Source organism: Agathobacter sp., from assembly GCF_977054825.1.
Genome location: NZ_CDRTEH010000017.1, coordinates 19,497 through 35,683 on the forward strand (window position 1 = coordinate 19,497; position 16,187 = coordinate 35,683).

At 42.8% G+C, this 16,187-nt stretch carries 15 protein-coding genes and 1 pseudogene; 15 read left to right on the top strand and 1 reads right to left on the bottom strand.

Features of this window, described 5'->3' with window-relative positions; translation table 11 throughout:
* The first annotated feature begins 8 nt into the window (after nucleotides 1-8).
* The 4 genes from addA (at nucleotide 9) to ACW6PM_RS11245 (ending at nucleotide 5,609) form a co-directional block, all read left to right on the top strand.
* Entirely contained in the window at nucleotides 9-3,689 is a 3,681-nt protein-coding gene (gene addA, locus ACW6PM_RS11230) for a helicase-exonuclease AddAB subunit AddA (protein WP_456057218.1), read from the top strand.
* An 82-nt stretch (nucleotides 3,690-3,771) separates the two neighbouring features.
* A complete protein-coding gene (locus tag ACW6PM_RS11235; RefSeq protein ID WP_448754901.1) occupies nucleotides 3,772-4,050 on the top strand; it encodes a glyoxalase in 279 nt (92 codons plus the stop codon).
* 5 nt (nucleotides 4,051-4,055) lie between these two features.
* Nucleotides 4,056-5,045, top strand: a complete 990-nt coding sequence (locus ACW6PM_RS11240) for a peptidyl-prolyl cis-trans isomerase (protein WP_456057219.1) — start codon at nucleotides 4,056-4,058, stop codon at nucleotides 5,043-5,045.
* Between the two features lie 36 nt (nucleotides 5,046-5,081).
* A complete protein-coding gene (locus tag ACW6PM_RS11245; protein WP_456057220.1) occupies nucleotides 5,082-5,609 on the top strand; it encodes a phosphatase PAP2 family protein in 528 nt (175 codons plus the stop codon).
* 148 nt (nucleotides 5,610-5,757) lie between these two features.
* On the opposite strand, the gene htpG is transcribed toward ACW6PM_RS11245, so the two are convergent.
* Complete coding sequence (htpG, locus tag ACW6PM_RS11250) at nucleotides 5,758-7,863, bottom strand: molecular chaperone HtpG (RefSeq protein ID WP_456057221.1); 2,106 nt, start codon at nucleotides 7,861-7,863, stop codon at nucleotides 5,758-5,760.
* Nucleotides 7,864-8,344: 481 nt separating this feature from the next.
* Here htpG and ACW6PM_RS11255 point away from each other — a divergent pair, with 481 nt between their 5' ends.
* The 11 genes and pseudogenes from ACW6PM_RS11255 (at nucleotide 8,345) to ACW6PM_RS11305 (ending at nucleotide 16,182) form a co-directional block, all read left to right on the top strand.
* Complete coding sequence (locus ACW6PM_RS11255; RefSeq protein ID WP_015516775.1) at nucleotides 8,345-8,731, top strand: thioesterase family protein; 387 nt, start codon at nucleotides 8,345-8,347, stop codon at nucleotides 8,729-8,731.
* Complete coding sequence (locus ACW6PM_RS11260) at nucleotides 8,715-9,722, top strand: YihY/virulence factor BrkB family protein (protein WP_456057222.1); 1,008 nt, start codon at nucleotides 8,715-8,717, stop codon at nucleotides 9,720-9,722. The genes ACW6PM_RS11255 and ACW6PM_RS11260 overlap by 17 nt, the downstream gene beginning before the upstream one ends.
* Before the next feature lie 22 nt (nucleotides 9,723-9,744).
* Nucleotides 9,745-10,701, top strand: a complete 957-nt coding sequence (gene epsC / locus ACW6PM_RS11265) for a serine O-acetyltransferase EpsC (protein WP_308655716.1) — start codon at nucleotides 9,745-9,747, stop codon at nucleotides 10,699-10,701.
* Nucleotides 10,702-11,166: 465 nt separating this feature from the next.
* On the top strand, nucleotides 11,167-11,379 hold the full coding sequence (locus tag ACW6PM_RS11270) for a FeoA family protein (protein ID WP_055062597.1): 213 nt from the start codon (nucleotides 11,167-11,169) through the stop codon (nucleotides 11,377-11,379).
* 185 nt (nucleotides 11,380-11,564) lie between these two features.
* Nucleotides 11,565-11,786 (top strand): FeoA family protein, encoded by a 222-nt coding sequence (locus tag ACW6PM_RS11275; protein ID WP_012742425.1) that lies wholly within the window; start codon nucleotides 11,565-11,567, stop codon nucleotides 11,784-11,786.
* A gap of 73 nt (nucleotides 11,787-11,859) precedes the next feature.
* A complete protein-coding gene (gene feoB, locus ACW6PM_RS11280) occupies nucleotides 11,860-14,010 on the top strand; it encodes a ferrous iron transport protein B (protein ID WP_456057223.1) in 2,151 nt (716 codons plus the stop codon).
* A gap of 172 nt (nucleotides 14,011-14,182) precedes the next feature.
* Nucleotides 14,183-14,320, top strand: a complete 138-nt coding sequence (locus tag ACW6PM_RS11285; protein ID WP_012742427.1) for a FeoB-associated Cys-rich membrane protein — start codon at nucleotides 14,183-14,185, stop codon at nucleotides 14,318-14,320.
* A 56-nt stretch (nucleotides 14,321-14,376) separates the two neighbouring features.
* Nucleotides 14,377-14,622, top strand: a pseudogene (locus ACW6PM_RS11290) (transcriptional repressor); the annotation flags it as partial.
* Between the two features lie 174 nt (nucleotides 14,623-14,796).
* On the top strand, nucleotides 14,797-15,021 hold the full coding sequence (locus tag ACW6PM_RS11295; RefSeq protein WP_306791468.1) for a UDP-N-acetylenolpyruvoylglucosamine reductase: 225 nt from the start codon (nucleotides 14,797-14,799) through the stop codon (nucleotides 15,019-15,021).
* Nucleotides 15,011-15,427, top strand: a complete 417-nt coding sequence (locus tag ACW6PM_RS11300; RefSeq protein WP_308500127.1) for a type II toxin-antitoxin system VapC family toxin — start codon at nucleotides 15,011-15,013, stop codon at nucleotides 15,425-15,427. The genes ACW6PM_RS11295 and ACW6PM_RS11300 overlap by 11 nt, the downstream gene beginning before the upstream one ends.
* Before the next feature lie 137 nt (nucleotides 15,428-15,564).
* Nucleotides 15,565-16,182 carry a DUF3793 family protein gene (locus ACW6PM_RS11305; RefSeq protein ID WP_456057224.1) on the top strand — a complete coding sequence of 206 codons (618 nt, stop codon included), beginning with the start codon at nucleotides 15,565-15,567 and terminating at the stop codon, nucleotides 16,180-16,182.
* Nucleotides 16,183-16,187: the final 5 nt, after the last annotated feature.

Below are 16,187 nucleotides of genomic sequence, written 5' to 3' on the forward strand. Positions count from 1 at the left end.
GACATAATATGGATGTTAAATGGACCAGTGAACAGCAGAAGGTTATAGATTTAAGAGACAGGGATATACTTGTCTCAGCGGCAGCGGGCTCAGGAAAGACAGCAGTACTCGTTGAGCGTATAGTAAACAGAATATGTGTGGATGATCCGCCTGTGGATATCGACAGGATGCTTGTGGTGACGTTTACAAAGGCAGCAGCAGCTGAGATGAGAGAGCGTGTCAGCCGCGCCATAGACAGCTTGAAGGAGCAAAAGCCGGACGATGAAAATCTACAGAGGCAGTCGACACTTGTTCACTATGCGCTCATCACTACAATAGATTCGTTTTGTCTGTTTGTGGTGCAGAACAATTTCGCGCAGCTTGATCTGGATCCCGATTTCAGGATTGGTGATCAGGCAGAGCTTAAGCTTATGCTAAAGGATGCTCTTGCACAGGTATTTGAGGACAATTATGCAAGAGAAGACAACGAGGCATTTATTAATCTGGTAGATACCTACAGCAAGGGGAGAAATGACTCTGCAGTCAGGCTGATGGTGGAGGATATCTACTATAAAGCGGGCAGTGCATCATGGCCGAGAAGGTGGATGAACAGCCTCTTAAGTCTATACGATATAAAGTCAGCTAAAGAGCTTGAGGACTCAGAAATTATTAATGAGATAGTGGATTACAGCAGAGTGCTTTTGGAGGAGGACGTACAGGAGCTTATACTGGCTAAAGATATGGCTTTGGCTACACCGGGACTTGAAAAGTATGCGCTTACGCTTTCAGAGGATATAGCGCTGTTTGATGGACTGTCTGATGTGACAGGCTATGGCAGCATGCAGGAGTTCTTAAACAAAATATCCTTTGGAAGAATTGCAGTCATCAGAAAATTTGATGGAGACGAGAAGAAAAAAGAGCGTGTGAAGAGCATGCGCGATGCCACCAAGAAGAAGGTGGATGGAATAAAGCAGAAATACTTTGGCATGTCAATTGAGCTTATGTATGAGCAGCTTGAGCGTCAAAGGCCATTTGTTAAAGAGCTGATAAGGCTCTCACTCGAGTTTTATGATGCTATGGAGGCTGTAAAGACCAAGAAAAGAGTGTTTGATTTTTCGGATATTGAGCACTTTGCGCTTCGCATACTGGTGGATGAACAGACACTTGAGCCAACAGAGACAGCGCGTGAGTTTTCAAAGCATTTTGAGGAAATCATGATTGACGAGTATCAGGACTCAAACCAGGTGCAGGAGGATATATTAAGAGCCATTTCAAGAGAGCACCGGGGAGTCGGCAACATGTTTATGGTGGGGGATGTGAAGCAGAGCATATACAGGTTTCGTATGGCACGTCCTGAGCTGTTTATGGAAAAATACAACACATATACGTCAGATGACAGTGCACACCAGAGGATAGACCTGCATAAGAATTTCAGAAGCAGGAATGAGGTGTTAGACTTTACTAACGACATATTCTACAAAATAATGGCAGCTGATTTGGGCAATGTGCAGTATGATGACGATGCGGCACTGTATCCGGGGGCAAGCTATCCGGAGGAGACGATGAGTCCTGAGCTTTTGCTTGTTGATTACAAGGACGAGGATCTATCTGAAATTATAGAGGATGAGGATGGAGATAAGGTGCAGATAGAGGCTCTTTTGATTGCAAACCGTATCAGGAGTCTGATGGAAAACGGCACGGTGACTGATAAAAAGACAGGGCAGCTAAGAGCGGTGCAGTACAGGGATATTGTGATACTTTCGAGAAGTGTTGCGACCTGGGGCAATACAGTGGCAGCGGTGCTAAAGGACTGTGATATTCCGGCGCATGTAGAGTCAAATACAGGCTACTTCTCATCGTATGAGATACAGGTGATACTGTCAATGCTTCGTATACTCGACAATCCGCTGCAGGATATCCCGATGGCAGCAGTGCTTGCCTCGCCTATTGTGGGCATGGATGATGAGGAGCTTGCACAGATCAGGGCAGCCTTTAAGGGAGTAAGCTTTGCACAGGCTGCACTTAGCGCCATGGCAGGAGAGGATGGCTATGAGGATGAGAAGCTTGAAGCCTTCGCAGCGGTATTTGAGAGACTAAGAGGTGCCGTAGCTGATACGCCAATCCATGAGCTTTTGTACATGATACTTGATGAGACCGGCTTTTACAGGTATGCATCGGCCATGCCGGCAGGAAAGCGACGCAGACAGAATATAGATATGCTGATAGAGATGGCCACAGCCTATGAAAAGACCAGCTACAAGGGACTGTTTCATTTTGTCAGGTACATAGATATACAGCAAAAATACGAGATAGACTACGGAGAGGCAGATACAGCAGGCGAGAACGATGATGTGGTGCGTATCATGACAATCCACAAGAGCAAGGGTCTTGAGTTTCCGGTGGTGTTTGTTTCTGGACTTGGCAAGCTTTTCAATACGCAGGACATAAAATCAGACCTGGTGATACACGAAAAACTGGGACTTGGTCTGGTGGAAAAAACAAAAAGCCCAAGGACAAAGCGGCCATCACTAATCAGAAATGAGATAGAGAGCCGTATTAAAAGGGAAAATCTGGGAGAGGAGCTGCGTGTGCTGTATGTAGCACTCACCAGGGCAAAGGAAAAGATAATCCTGACAGGTGGCCTTTCAAATGCCCAAAAATCCTTTGAGAAGTATAGAGGCAATGTAAATGCAAACCAGCCAATAAGCTTCGGACAAAGGGAGGGCGCAGGATGTTATCTGGACTGGATTATACCGGCCATGCTGTCGTACCCGGATAAGTATACGGTATCCACAGTCGATGCCACAGAGTTTGCTGCACGAACTGCGATGGATATGGCGGCAAACGATATATCGAAAGCGCAGCTTGTTAAGCAGATAAGAGAGGCGGATGAAGCAAAAGTCAAAAGATTAGCAGAGGGCTTTGATTTTGAGTATGCATATGCCTCTGATATAACCAAAAAAAGCAAATACTCGGTCTCAGAGCTGAAGCATGACTCCATGGTTGAAAGGTATGACAGCACTGAGAGTGAGGCAGAGCGTCCTAAGTTTCTTTTGGAGGAGAAGGAGACCTATGTGCCCGACTTTGCAAGGGATGAGGATGAGGCAGGCGGTGCTTCTAATGAAGGCAAAGAGCTAAAAAATGCAGCTGGTGTGAATCAGGGAGCGCTTCGCGGAACTGCAGTACACCGTGTCATGGAGTGCCTGGATTTCAAGAGGCTGTGTGATATAGATACAAAAGACCATGTGGCAGTCAGTGCGTTCGTGAAGGAAAGCATGGATGAAATGCTAAGAAAGGGGCTTATCACAGACGACATGTACAGGCTTACCAGGCCAAGGCTTATAGAACAGTTTGCAGCATCAGACGTGGCAGCGCGTATGGCACAGGCGGATAAGAGGGGCGATTTGTTTAAAGAAAAGCCTTTTGTGATGGACTATGAGGGTGTATTGGTTCAGGGAATTATTGACGTATTCTGGTTGGAGAATGACAAAATAGTGCTGCTTGATTACAAGACGGACAGGGTAAATGCTGCTAAAGAGCTTATCGACAGATACAGCACACAGCTTGAATTGTATGCTGATGCACTTGGAAGAATTTTTTCCACAGATGGTAAAAGCATACAGGCGGATGAGAGGCTCATATACTCATTCCGATTACAGCAGACAATTGTTACAGGTCATAGTGAAGTAAACGGTAACGCGAATAATTAATACAGCCGTTTATGAATATAAAAAATAGTGGCATGTCACAGCAATCTATTATATAATTATAAAACCAAAGAACATAATTTACATGGAGGAATGCAGTATGTACGAGTACGATGACGAGGTATTAGACACATTTTTAAAGAAACAGACACAGCTTTTTAGCGAGGAGGTTGCAGATACTCCGGAGGCTGCAGAGGAATTTTTAGAGGACTGCATGGCTGTGGTATGTAAGAATATAAAGGAAGTAAGAGATTATTTTGACGAGGCAGGCTCAGATATTTCGGGCATGTCAGATGATGAGCTTATGGACCAGAGTGAGGTCTTTGCCATTGCGGACGGCAGATTCCTTGTTGTGGAAGGATAGCAGGTATGAAATATTTTAGGAAAACGATGTGTATGCTGCTTGCATCCGCGACACTGCTCACAGGCTGCAGTATTGGAGGCAAGGAGATAGTGCTTGATATAAATACCACGAACAGCCATACAGTTTTTTCCGTGGACAATATGAAGTGCGATAAGACGGAGGCACTCATATATCTGGCCAATTATAAAAATCTGTATGGCACTATGTATGATGTGAATCTGCTCGAGACAGATGATGCGTCTGATGTGGAAAAATACATAAGGGATGTCACTGTTGATGAGCTGACGCGCATATACTGCATGGTTTCAATTGCACAGCAGAAGAAGATTACTCTTACAGACAAGGAAAAGAGTAGCGTGTCAAAGGCAGCAAAGGAATACTATGGCTCATTAAATGAAGCTGAAAAGAAATTCACAAAGGCTGACGAATCAGACATAGAGAGCGCATACGAGCATTATGCAGTTGCGCAAAAGCTGTATAAGTCCCTGTCGAAGGGCGTTGATACAGAGGTAAGCGATGAGGATGCAAGAGTCATCCATATACAAAAAATCTTTGTAAAGAGCAAGGAGAGCGCAGATGCTGTGAGCCAGAAGCTCTCGGTGAAGGAAGATTTTGCAGCAGTCGCATCAGGCAGCAGTGAGGACAGCCAGACAGAACTATATGCGGCAAAGGGCACTCTGCCACAGGAGGTTGAGGCTATAGCATTTGAGCTTGGCGATGGAGAGACATCGGATATGATAAGCACTGATGACGGCTACTATTTCATCAAGTGTATATCCAAGCTGGATCGTGAAAAAACAGAGCAGAACAAGGTTACGATACTGCAAAAGCGGCAGCAGGAGCAGTTTAATGACGACTATGAGCACTTTGTAAAAAAAGCAGGCTTTAGCTTAAACAGCGACCTATGGGATTCCATCAGTATAAAGGATGAAAAAGATGTGAAAACAAGCTCCTTTTTTACCGTGTATGATGAATACTTTAAAGAAGATAACTAGAATAAGAGGACACTAAAATAGATAGGAGCATATAATATGGACTGGGAATTTGACTTCCTCTATGCAATTCAGAGTATCAGAACACCCATTTTAGATAAGGTAATGGCACTTTTGTCCACCCTCGGAAATGCAGGCGCATTGTGGGTTGTGATAGGTGTAGTGCTTTGTATTTCAAAAAAATACCGTCGTGGAGGCTTGCAGATGCTTTCGGCAGAGCTTTTGAGCTTTATAGTGGGCAATCTGATAATAAAAAATATGGTCGACAGATTGAGACCGTGCCAGATAGATGAGACAGTCAATCTTATTGTAATGATACCGTTTGACTCATCATTTCCTTCGGGACACACGCTAAACGGCATAACGGCAGCAGTGACACTTATGTTTATAGATAAAAGAATGGGAATACCGGCGCTTGTACTTGCTATACTTATAGCATTTTCACGTATGTACAACTTTATGCATTTTCCAACGGATGTCCTGGCAGGAGCTGTGCTTGGAGTGATATCGGCAGTGTTTGTGAACTATTTGTTTAAGAGAGCCGGTAAGCGCGAGGTGACCAAATAAAGCTAAAGAAATGTCACATGAAATGGCATGAATAATAAACGTATAATAGAATGAATACAAATAATTAATAAAAAGCTGTACACATGCAGGTCTATGAAACCTGCATAGTGTACAGCTTTTTGTTTATAATGAGATGTGAACAGTAGGCTTACTTTGTGAGAAGAAGCATGATATCATTACTTCTCTTTACAAATTTAGTCATCTGATCCACTGAAAGCGGCTGGTTAGAAAGCATTGCAAGGTCGTAAAGCTGCTCAGCAAACATTGGAACATGCTCAGAATCCTTATTGTCTAAGATGTACTTCACAAGCTCATTGTTGGCATTTAATGTGAGTGTCTGGTCAGCGGCAAACATGCTTGGATCCATTCCACCCATGCCTCCGGCTGCGTACATCTTCATCATATCCTGCATACGTCTGCCCTGCTCTGAGAGTGTGAGCACAGAAGCTACATCTGCGTTCTTAAGGTTCTCTACCTTTACAGTGAGCTTGTCGTTGTTCAAAGCCTTCTTGAATACCTCTGAGAGAGTAGTGGTTGCCTCTGTGAGGTCTGCACCGGATTCATCCTTGAGAGACTCTGTGAGGTCTGCATCTATTCTCATGAACTTGTAGTGGTCATTTCTCTGCTCAAGCTGTGTGATAAATGATGTATCGATGTTGTGGTCAAGAATAACAGCGTTCATGCCCTGCTCCTTGAACAGCTTGATGTACTGACCCTGCTGTACTACATCTGTGACATAGTAAACAGTATTCTTCTCAGGCTCCTTATTCTCATCAGTGTCGGCTGAGCTGTCTGCATTTGCATCTGTATTGTCAGCTTTCTTTGTATCGTCAGAAGCATCAGCACCTTCTGCATCTGTTTTTTCATCCTCCGCAACAGGTGCGAGCAGCTCAGGAAGAGTCTGATACTTGTCATTGATATCCTTGAAAAGAATATAGTCGTTTATCTTGTCGCAGAACTTCTCGTCCTTTAAGCAGCCAAACTTGATGAATGGGCTGATGTCATCCCAGTATTTCTCATAGGCTTCCTTATCTGTCTTGCACATACCGATGAGCTTGTCAGCCACCTTCTTGGTGATGTACTCAGAAATCTTCTTTACGAAGCCGTCATTCTGGAGAGCAGAACGTGATACGTTAAGCGGTAAATCAGGACAATCGATAACACCCTTAAGAAGCATCAAAAACTCAGGAATGACCTCCTTGATATTGTCTGCAATAAATACCTGGTTGTTGTAAAGCTTAATAGTTCCCTCAATTGAGTCGTACTCTGTATTGATCTTAGGGAAGTAGAGGATACCCTTTAAGTTGAAAGGATAGTCCATATTCAGGTGAATCCAGAAAAGAGGCTCCTTGTAGTCTAAGAATACCTTTCTGTAAAACTCCTTGTATTCCTCGTCTGTACACTCATTCGGGCTCTTGGTCCAGAGTGGAGTTGTATCATTGAGCGGAACAGGGCGCTTAACGATTTTGAGCTGATCCTTTGCAGGAGATACCTCTACCTGCTCCTTCTCGCCCTTGTCATTTTCTTTTTCCTCGTACTTGGCATCCTCATGGATTTCCTCAATGACAGTGTCAGTGTCGCGCTTGTCAGCCTTGTCTATTGTCTCGTACTCCTCAGGAGCATTCTCCTTTGCAAGGTAAATTTCTGTAGGCATGAAAGAACAGTACTTTTCGATAACCTCACGTGCGCGGTACTCGTTTGCGAACTCGAGACAGTCGTCGTTTAAGTAGAGAGTAATCTCTGTTCCGACGTCGTCCATGTCGCCATCCTCCATATTGTACTCTGTGCCACCGTCACATGACCAGTGAACAGGTGTAGAGCCCTCTTTATAAGAGAGAGTATCGATTGTTACCTCGTCGGCTACCATGAAGGCTGAGTAGAAGCCGAGACCGAAATGACCGATAATCTGGTCATCATTTGACTTGTCCTTATATTTCTCGATGAAGTCTGTAGCACCTGAAAATGCGATACGGCTTATGTATTCCTCAACCTCATCGGCTGTCATACCAAGACCGTTATCGATAATCTTTATTGTCTTTTCGTCAGGGTTTACAAGTACCTGAATCTTGCCCTTGTAGTCTGCAGGAAGAGAATACTCACCCATCATGTCGAGCTTTTTGAGCTTTGTGATGGCATCGCAGCCGTTTGAGATGAGCTCACGATAGAAGATATCGTGGTCTGAATATAACCATTTCTTTATAATAGGGAACAGGTTGTCGCTGTCAATTGAAAGATTGCCGTGTTTTTCTGTCATTTTTACACACTCCTTGTTTTTTATTTTACGCCGCGGTTAAAGGCTGTGAGGTGCGGTAGGACAGACAATAATTCCTCAGAGAAAATATGAAGTCAGCCACAGGATTTTGTATGGATAGTTTGTGGCATGCTTTTGGTTGTGCCACCTTGTCCGGTAATGGAACCCTGTGGCAGTTCATATTTTATCTTCGGAACAACTGTCTGCTACCCGCAATTTGAGCTTGTTTCCGCGAGGGTAGGTCATTTAATATTTGCAGTAAATTAGCTTGTTTTATAAGCATAATAAAATAATAGTTCGCAATATCGGAAAAGTCAATAGAAAATTAGCACTCAAAATTAGTGAGTGCTAACAAAACGACGGCGAACCGCATGAATTGGGCTTTTTTGGAATTGTGAAAAGTTTATAAACTTATTTTTTACTGGACATTGTGGCGTAAAAATGCTAGGATTTATTTCATAATATAAATTATAAGGAGACTGATATGTTACAGGCAGGTATTAAAGGTAAGAAAGAGATTACAGTGACTTTGGATAAGACAGCGAAGGCTATGGGAAGCGGCACGATGGATGTGTTTGCTACTCCGGCTATGATTGCGCTGATGGAAAATACAGCTTTTGAGAGTGTTGCATCTGAGCTTGAGGAGGGAAGTGGTACTGTCGGTACTGCGCTTGATATCAAGCATGTTTCGGCTACACCGGTTGGCATGAAGGTGACCTGTGAGTCTGAGCTTGTGAAGGTGGATGGCAGAGCGCTTACTTTTAGCGTGAAGGCTTTTGATGAGGCCGGACTCATCGGTGAGGGTACTCATGAGCGTTTTATAGTATTTGAGGAGAAATTCCAGAAGAAGGCAGATGACAAAGCAAAATAGACCGGATTTAGATAGTGAAACACATAATAAAGCGGCTGAAAAAATAAACACAGAAAAAAGTAAAACACCGGAAAGCAAAACGGAGAAAAGTAAGGCCGTAGGTGGTGATTGTAAAAAATCTGACATCAAAGAAAAAAGTGCGAGGAAATACAGCAGAAGATGGGATATCATTGTGACAGCCTTTGATTTTGTGACCAATTTTTCAGAGAGCTCTATTTCTGCATATGCAGGGCAGGCGGCATTCTTTTTGATGCTGTCGTTTTTCCCGTTTTTATTGTTTTTCTTTTCGCTGCTGAGCTGGACACCGCTTACTGAGGCTGATTTTCTGATGTGGGCGAGCTCATTTATTCCGGAATCGTTCAGCGACATTATGAAGGATCTGGCAAGTGAGGTGTATGCCAGTGGCACGGGCAGGCTTTCTATCACTATGATTACCGCCGTGTACTTAAGCTCAAAGGCGTTTATTTCGTTTCAGCTTGGGCTTGATGATATGTACCATGTGAAGGAAAACAGAAATTTTATTTTGCGGCGCTTATATTCGGTGCTTTACAGTATCGTTTTTGCGCTGGCGCTTATTTTTTTACTGGGTGTCATGGTGTTCGGAAATAAGCTTAGGAAGCTTTATTTTTCGAATGTTCATCATATAATTGGAAGTATAATAGGCAGTGTGGTTGATTATCGTCTGGTAATCTGCCTGCCGGTGCTTATTTTATTTTTCTGGGTGATTTATGTGTTTTTGCCAAACAAGAAGCAGAGAGTAAAGTACCAGCTCCCGGGGGCTGTATTTGCGGCGGCTGCATGGATGATTTTTTCGGGAATCTTTTCTGTGTACGTGGATAAATACAATAATTATTCTTCATTTTATGGCACAATGACCACAATTGCGCTTATAATGGTATGGTTATATGGTTGCATGTATGTGCTTTTCATAGGCGGTATAATAAACCGCACATGGGAGGAGCGTATGGATGCAAAAAAATATTATAAATAGTAAATTCGGAGGCTTCGAATATATGGATAATAATAAAGAAATGATAGAGGAGCTCGTATCACAGATACTTGACGACTATCATGATGACAAAATCATAAATCAGCAGGCACTTTTTTCACAGCCTGACAAGGATGCTGTGTGTGACCTGCTCTCAAAGCTCATTAAGATAATGTATCCCGGCTATTTCAAGGGCACAAGCTTCAGATATTACAACCTGGACAGCCAGATTGCGGTGCTTTTAGAGGATATCATGTATAATCTGCGTAAGCAGGTGGTGCTTGCCCTGCCGCAGAATCCTAAATACAGGAGCTTATCTCATCACGAGCTTGTCAATATGTCTGAGAAAATCAGCAATGATTTCTTTAAAAGGATTCCAAAAATCAGGGCTTTGGTGGAGACTGATGTGGCTGCGTTTTTTGACGGAGACCCTGCAGCCTACAATTACAATGAGATTATCCTTTGCTATCCGGGACTGCTTGCAATCACTACAAACCGTATAGCACATGAGCTGCATCTGCTTGGAGTGCCGCTCATCCCACGTATGATGACAGAGTACGCACACAGCAAGACAGGAATTGACATCCATCCTGGTGCCACCATTGGCAAGAATTTCTTTATTGACCACGGAACAGGTATCGTGGTCGGTGAGACCACTATTATCGGTGACAATGTCAAGGTATATCAGGGTGTGACTATCGGAGCTCTCTCTACCAGAGGTGGACAGAAGCTTAAGGGTGTGAAGAGACATCCGACTATCGAGGACAATGTCATCATCTATGCCGGAGCTTCTATACTTGGTGGTGAGACTGTTATCGGAAGAGGTGCTGTCATTGGAAGTAATGCATTTATTACTTCATCTATCGAGCCGGGGGCTCGTGTCAGCATCAAAAACCAGGAGCTTTCCATCAGAACTGGAGAGCGAAAGGAGCTTGTGGCCAGCGAGATGGAGACTGATTCGAGCTGGTTCTATGTAATATAATATTATAATATACTTTTTTCTGAGGTCGGTACGCGCGCCCCGGACACTGGGTGTCGCACATGTACTTTCCTGCAGGCTACGCTTTACAGTTAAGATACTGTATGAATTATGATTTTTAGGGTTTCTATGCTTGACGAAACCGTCGAAACGCGCCGTCCGTGGCGCGGTTCTCCTCGCTCCTGCGTCCGTGCAGGAGCGTTTCTGCATTTTATGGGCATAATTCTAACAGTATCTAAACTGCTTCGCTATGCGCCTGCAGGAGAGTACATGTGCGCCACCGGTGCCCGGGGCGCGCGTACCTTACGTTGTGGCGAAATGATTATAAGGTCATATTAGCCATAACTGAAAAAAGTAAGAAAAATCTAAAAAATATTATTGACATCTAAGTAACGTTAGAGTATACTAACAGCCGTAAGAGAAACCAAATGATGTTTTTTATCATTAAAGTGTTGAAAAGAGGTAAATATGATGCCATTATCAATGAGTGGTGCCGGGGAGGCACAGATAATCAAGAAAATCGGCGGAAAGGAAGAAGTGAGATCCTTCCTTGAGAAGCTGGGCTTTGTTGTAGGAGGAGAGGTGACTGTCATCTCAGAGATAGCCGGCAATATGATAGTCAATGTAAAGGGCGCCAGAGTAGCAATCGGCAAGGACATGGCTAATAAAATCATGGTCTGATACAACATATGTAACAGACATAGATTGATATAATAGATATAGCATATATAACATATATAACACATGCAGCAACGCACTGTGTATAGGCTGTAATTACTTTAGATTTAAACGATTTTGTTATGATATTATGGAATCGTTTATATAAATTATTTAAACTATAAAAAATTAAAAAAGGAGTAGTCAGCATGAAGACATTAAAGCAAGCCAAAGTAGGCGAGACAGTCAAGGTTGTCAAGCTCACAGGCCAGGGTGCAGTCAAGAGACGTATCATGGACATGGGAATTACTAAGGGTGTTGAAATATTTATCCGCAAGGTGGCACCGCTTGGCGATCCGGTAGAGGTGACAGTGAGAGGCTATGAGCTATCACTTCGTAAGGACGATGCCTCTATGATAGAAGTAGAGTAAATTTTTTTTGACTATAGGTTAGCAAACACGAACTATAGGCAGAATGAGCAAACAAAAATAAGGAGATTAAAACATGGCAGTAAAAATTGCTCTCGCAGGAAACCCGAACTGCGGAAAAACAACACTGTTCAATGCCTTAACAGGTGCCAACCAGTATGTTGGTAACTGGCCTGGTGTTACAGTTGAGAAAAAAGAGGGAAAGCTTATCGGTCACAAGGATGTAGATCTGGTGGATTTACCGGGTATCTACTCACTTTCTCCATACACTCTCGAGGAGGTTGTTGCAAGAAATTACCTTATCGGAGAGCAGCCTGATGCGATTATCAATATCGTGGACGGAACCAATATCGAGCGTAATTTATATCTGACAACACAGATTATCGAGCTTGGTATTCCGGTGCTTATGGCTGTAAATATGATGGACATCGTAAGAAAGAACGGAGACAAGATCAATATCAAGGCACTCGGCGAGAAGCTAGGCTGTGAGGTTGTTGAGATTTCAGCTTTAAAGAAGACAGGAATCAAGGAGACAGCAGAGAAGGCTATCGAGATAGCAAAGTCAGGCAAATCCGTTCAGAGGGTACATCACTTTGCAGATGATGTGGAGAGCACAATCGCAGGCATCGAGGATAAGCTTGGTCTTGCAGTAGCAGAGAACCAGAAGAGATTCTTTGCAATCAAGCTTTTAGAGCGTGACTCAAAGATTTCTGAGGTATTAAAGAGTGCTCCAAACGTAGATGCAGAGATTAAAGCTCTCGAGGACAAATACGATGATGACACAGAGAGTATCATCACAAACGAGAGATATCAGTACATATCTTCAATCATCGGCTCATGCGTAAAGAAGGCACGCGCCGGAAAAGAGACAGTATCAGACAAAATTGATAAGATTGTTACAAACAGATTTTTGGCACTGCCTATTTTCGCACTCATCATGTGGGGTGTATATTATGTAGCAGTATCATCACTCGGTGGAATTGTAACAGACTGGACAAACGACACACTCTTTGGTGAGTGGATTCAGCCGGCAGTACAGACATTTATGGAGAATGTAGGCTGCTCTGATTGGCTCGTATCACTTGTAGTTGAAGGTATCATCGGAGGTCTTGGTGCACCTATCGGATTTGCACCACAGATGGCTATCGTATTCTTATTCCTCTCAATCCTTGAGGACTGTGGATACATGGCACGAGTAGCCTTCATCATGGACAGAATCTTCCGTAGATTCGGTCTTTCAGGAAAGTCCTTCATCCCATTCCTTATCGGATCAGGATGTGGTGTTCCGGGAATCATGGCAACACGTACTATCGAGAACGAAAAAGACCGTCGTATGACAATGATGACAGTAACAAATATCCCATGTGGAGCAAAGCTTCCGGTTATCGCACTTATCGCAGGCTTTATCATGGGTGACGGCTGCTGGTGGATGGCACCTCTTATGTACTTTGCAGGAATCGGCCTCACAATCATCTACTGTATCATTTTAAAGAAAACAAGAGCATTTGCAGGAGAGCCTGCACCGTTCGTAATGGAGCTCCCACAGTATCATATCCCTTCAGTAAAGGGTGTGCTGTTACATGTATGGGAGAGAGTATGGGCATTCCTTAAGAAAGCTGGAACAATCCTCTTCCTCTGCTGTGCAGTTATGTGGTTCCTTTCAAGCTTCGGCATTCAGGATGGCGCATTCGGACTTGTTGACAAAGAAAACAGTTTACTTGCAGTAATCGGATCTGCAATCGCAGTTATCTTTGCACCACTCGGATTCGATACATGGCAGGCAGTTGCATCATCACTCTCAGGCTTTGTAGCAAAAGAGGGTATCGTTTCAACAATGGGTGTGCTCTCAGGACTTGGAGAGGTAGAAGAGTATGCAGTAAGCATGCATGATCAGTTTGCAGCATTCTTCCCAACAACAATGGTAGCAGTATCATTCCTGTTGTTCAACCTGTTTGACTCACCATGTCTTGCAGCTATCTCAACAACAGCAAAAGAGCTTAACAACCGTAAGTTCTTCTGGTTTACAATCATATTCCAGAACGTATCAGCTTACTGTGTAACACTTATGTTCTACCAGATTGTGGGACTTTGCATAGGGGAGGTTGCCTTCAACTTCTGGACAGTAGTTGCATTTGTACTCCTTGCAGGTGTATTATACTTATTGTTCAGAAAAGACCCTAATAAGGCAACAGTTAAGAACGCTTCATTTGCGGCATCAAATGTGTAGCAGGTGTTTAAATGAGAATCAACCTGGAATTTAACACAGCAGACCTCATAGCAGTCATAGTTCTTCTATGCCTGCTGGGGCTTGCCGTAAAGATAATAATAGGATTTTTCAAAGAAAAGAAATAATGCAGTAGCATATTTAGTAGCATTTGTAGTGAATAGGAGATGATGACATGCTGGCTGATATCATTGTAATTGCAATTCTCGTAGTGATAGTTGCACTTGTAATCAGGACAATAATCAAATCAAAGAAAGCAGGCAAGAGCCTGCAGTGTGGAATGGACTGCAGCCATTGCAAGGGCTGTCATTAATCCCCGGCGGGGTGTTTAAGCGGCATCTGCCGGCATTGGTAACGATCGGAGGATGTATGTCGAAAGAAGCAATAGAGCAAAAAGAGGTAATCGTTGGCAAGCTAAAGGACAGCGGGTGCAGGATTACAAAGCAGAGACTTATTTTGCTTGATGTAATCCTCGAGGGCGAGTGCGGAAGCTGTAAAGAGATTTATTACCGGGCATCGAAGATAGACCACTCTATCGGGACTGCTACGGTGTATCGGATGATCAATACGCTCGAAGAGATTGGAGCGATTGACCGCAAAAATATGTATAGAGTGCAGGTATCATAAGCCTGGTTTTATATACTGTTTATGGTGAATAATATTTCGCCCCACCTATTGCTGGTGGGGCGTTTTTGAGTATTATGTTACAGTAATTGCATTTTTTAGAAAAATCCGCTATACTATAAAAAAGATATAATCGATTAATTAATTGGAAAGAGGGGATATATAATGACAGCACTTAGACAGAGCGCCATAATGGAACTTGAAAAAATACCGGAAGATAAATTATCATTTGTGATACAGATTATGCAGGGTGTAAATGGATTATATGATGATTCAAATAGGGAAAAGAAGGCTGCATTTGCAAGACTTGAAAAATTGCGAAAAAAAGGAACCGTTGTTGATGATGCTGCTGAATTAGCAACTTATAGGGAAGAAAAGTATGGTAAATAAAATTTTGATTGATACAAATGTATTAATTGATTATATTCTTGAAAGAGAACCATTTTTTGATGATGCAATGAGAGTTATTTTTTCATGTATTGATGGGAGTGTTAAAGGTTATATTGCAGCACATTCTATTTCGAATATGTTTTTTATATTAAGGAAGGACTTTACGATAAAAGAGCGTAGAGAAATATTGTCCAATTTATGTACTATATTTGAAGTTGAAGGGATAGATAAATCCAAGCTGATATTAGCTCTTTCAAATGAAAAATTTAGTGATTTTGAAGATTGCCTACAAATGGAATGTGCAAAGAGATGCGGAGTAGATTATATTGTAACAAGAAATATTGCAGATTTCACATCATCAGAGATAGAAGCAGTGCTACCAAGCGAATATTTAAAATTATTATAAATATAGAGGCACACTAAGAAATAAAAAATCTTAGTGTGTTTTTTTATACCCCAAAATATAAAAAAACTCTTGACATATAGGTACAAGTAAGATATAGTTAACTCAGGTTAGAGACAACTAACATGAAAGGAGCCCAAATGTGTCAGGAAGTTTTTCAGATTGCTATGAGCATGAATTTAAAGAGCGTGGAAATGCAGCTTGCCCTCCAGTGTGCCCCACTAATTACAGGAGCGAGAATCTCAAATATGCTCATGATTGACAGCGCTGATGAGAGCGCCATGAGAGTGATTCTGAGAGCTTCCGGTATATCGCATTTCAGACTCGCAGCAAGGAATGAGAAAACCGCCTTCCTCTTATTCCGCAGGAGCCGCTTAGAAGCATATCTGAATAATTCAGCCGCTTTGGACATACTAAAGAAAGCGGGATATGAGGATTTTTCATTCGGCAAGATATTACTTAGATTCAAAAAACGCTATGAAGCGTATCTGAATGATGAACACAAGCAGTTTCCGCATGAGATGGGACTATTGCTTGGATATCCGATAGAGGATGTGAGAGGCTTTATAGAGCACAATGGATGCAGCTGCCTGTATTCAGGGTACTGGAAGGTATACCGCAACGTACCACTCAAAAAGAAGATGTTTGAGGATTTTGAAAAGGCGAAGGAAAGTGTCATACAGCTATTGGCCGAAGATATAGATATGAGGCTGATACTGGAAATATATAAAGAAGAACCGCAGCAGATAGCGGTATAGGAGGA

Bases quoted from the DNA above. Each gene is read 5' to 3' on its own strand.
- ACW6PM_RS11270 (WP_055062597.1), top strand. From the start codon at position 11,167: ATGATGCCATTATCAATGAGTGGTGCCGGGGAGGCACAGATAATCAAG.
- ACW6PM_RS11275 (WP_012742425.1), top strand. From the start codon at position 11,565: ATGAAGACATTAAAGCAAGCCAAAGTAGGCGAGACAGTCAAGGTTGTC.
- epsC (WP_308655716.1), top strand. From the start codon at position 9,745: ATGGATAATAATAAAGAAATGATAGAGGAGCTCGTATCACAGATACTT.
- feoB (WP_456057223.1), top strand. From the start codon at position 11,860: ATGGCAGTAAAAATTGCTCTCGCAGGAAACCCGAACTGCGGAAAAACA.
- ACW6PM_RS11255 (WP_015516775.1), top strand. From the start codon at position 8,345: ATGTTACAGGCAGGTATTAAAGGTAAGAAAGAGATTACAGTGACTTTG.
- ACW6PM_RS11300 (WP_308500127.1), top strand. From the start codon at position 15,011: ATGGTAAATAAAATTTTGATTGATACAAATGTATTAATTGATTATATT.
- ACW6PM_RS11260 (WP_456057222.1), top strand. From the start codon at position 8,715: ATGACAAAGCAAAATAGACCGGATTTAGATAGTGAAACACATAATAAA.
- addA (WP_456057218.1), top strand. From the start codon at position 9: ATGGATGTTAAATGGACCAGTGAACAGCAGAAGGTTATAGATTTAAGA.
- ACW6PM_RS11235 (WP_448754901.1), top strand. From the start codon at position 3,772: ATGGAGGAATGCAGTATGTACGAGTACGATGACGAGGTATTAGACACA.
- ACW6PM_RS11285 (WP_012742427.1), top strand. From the start codon at position 14,183: ATGCTGGCTGATATCATTGTAATTGCAATTCTCGTAGTGATAGTTGCA.
- ACW6PM_RS11305 (WP_456057224.1), top strand. From the start codon at position 15,565: ATGTGTCAGGAAGTTTTTCAGATTGCTATGAGCATGAATTTAAAGAGC.
- ACW6PM_RS11240 (WP_456057219.1), top strand. From the start codon at position 4,056: ATGAAATATTTTAGGAAAACGATGTGTATGCTGCTTGCATCCGCGACA.
- ACW6PM_RS11295 (WP_306791468.1), top strand. From the start codon at position 14,797: ATGACAGCACTTAGACAGAGCGCCATAATGGAACTTGAAAAAATACCG.
- htpG (WP_456057221.1), bottom strand. From the start codon at position 7,863: ATGACAGAAAAACACGGCAATCTTTCAATTGACAGCGACAACCTGTTC.
- ACW6PM_RS11245 (WP_456057220.1), top strand. From the start codon at position 5,082: ATGGACTGGGAATTTGACTTCCTCTATGCAATTCAGAGTATCAGAACA.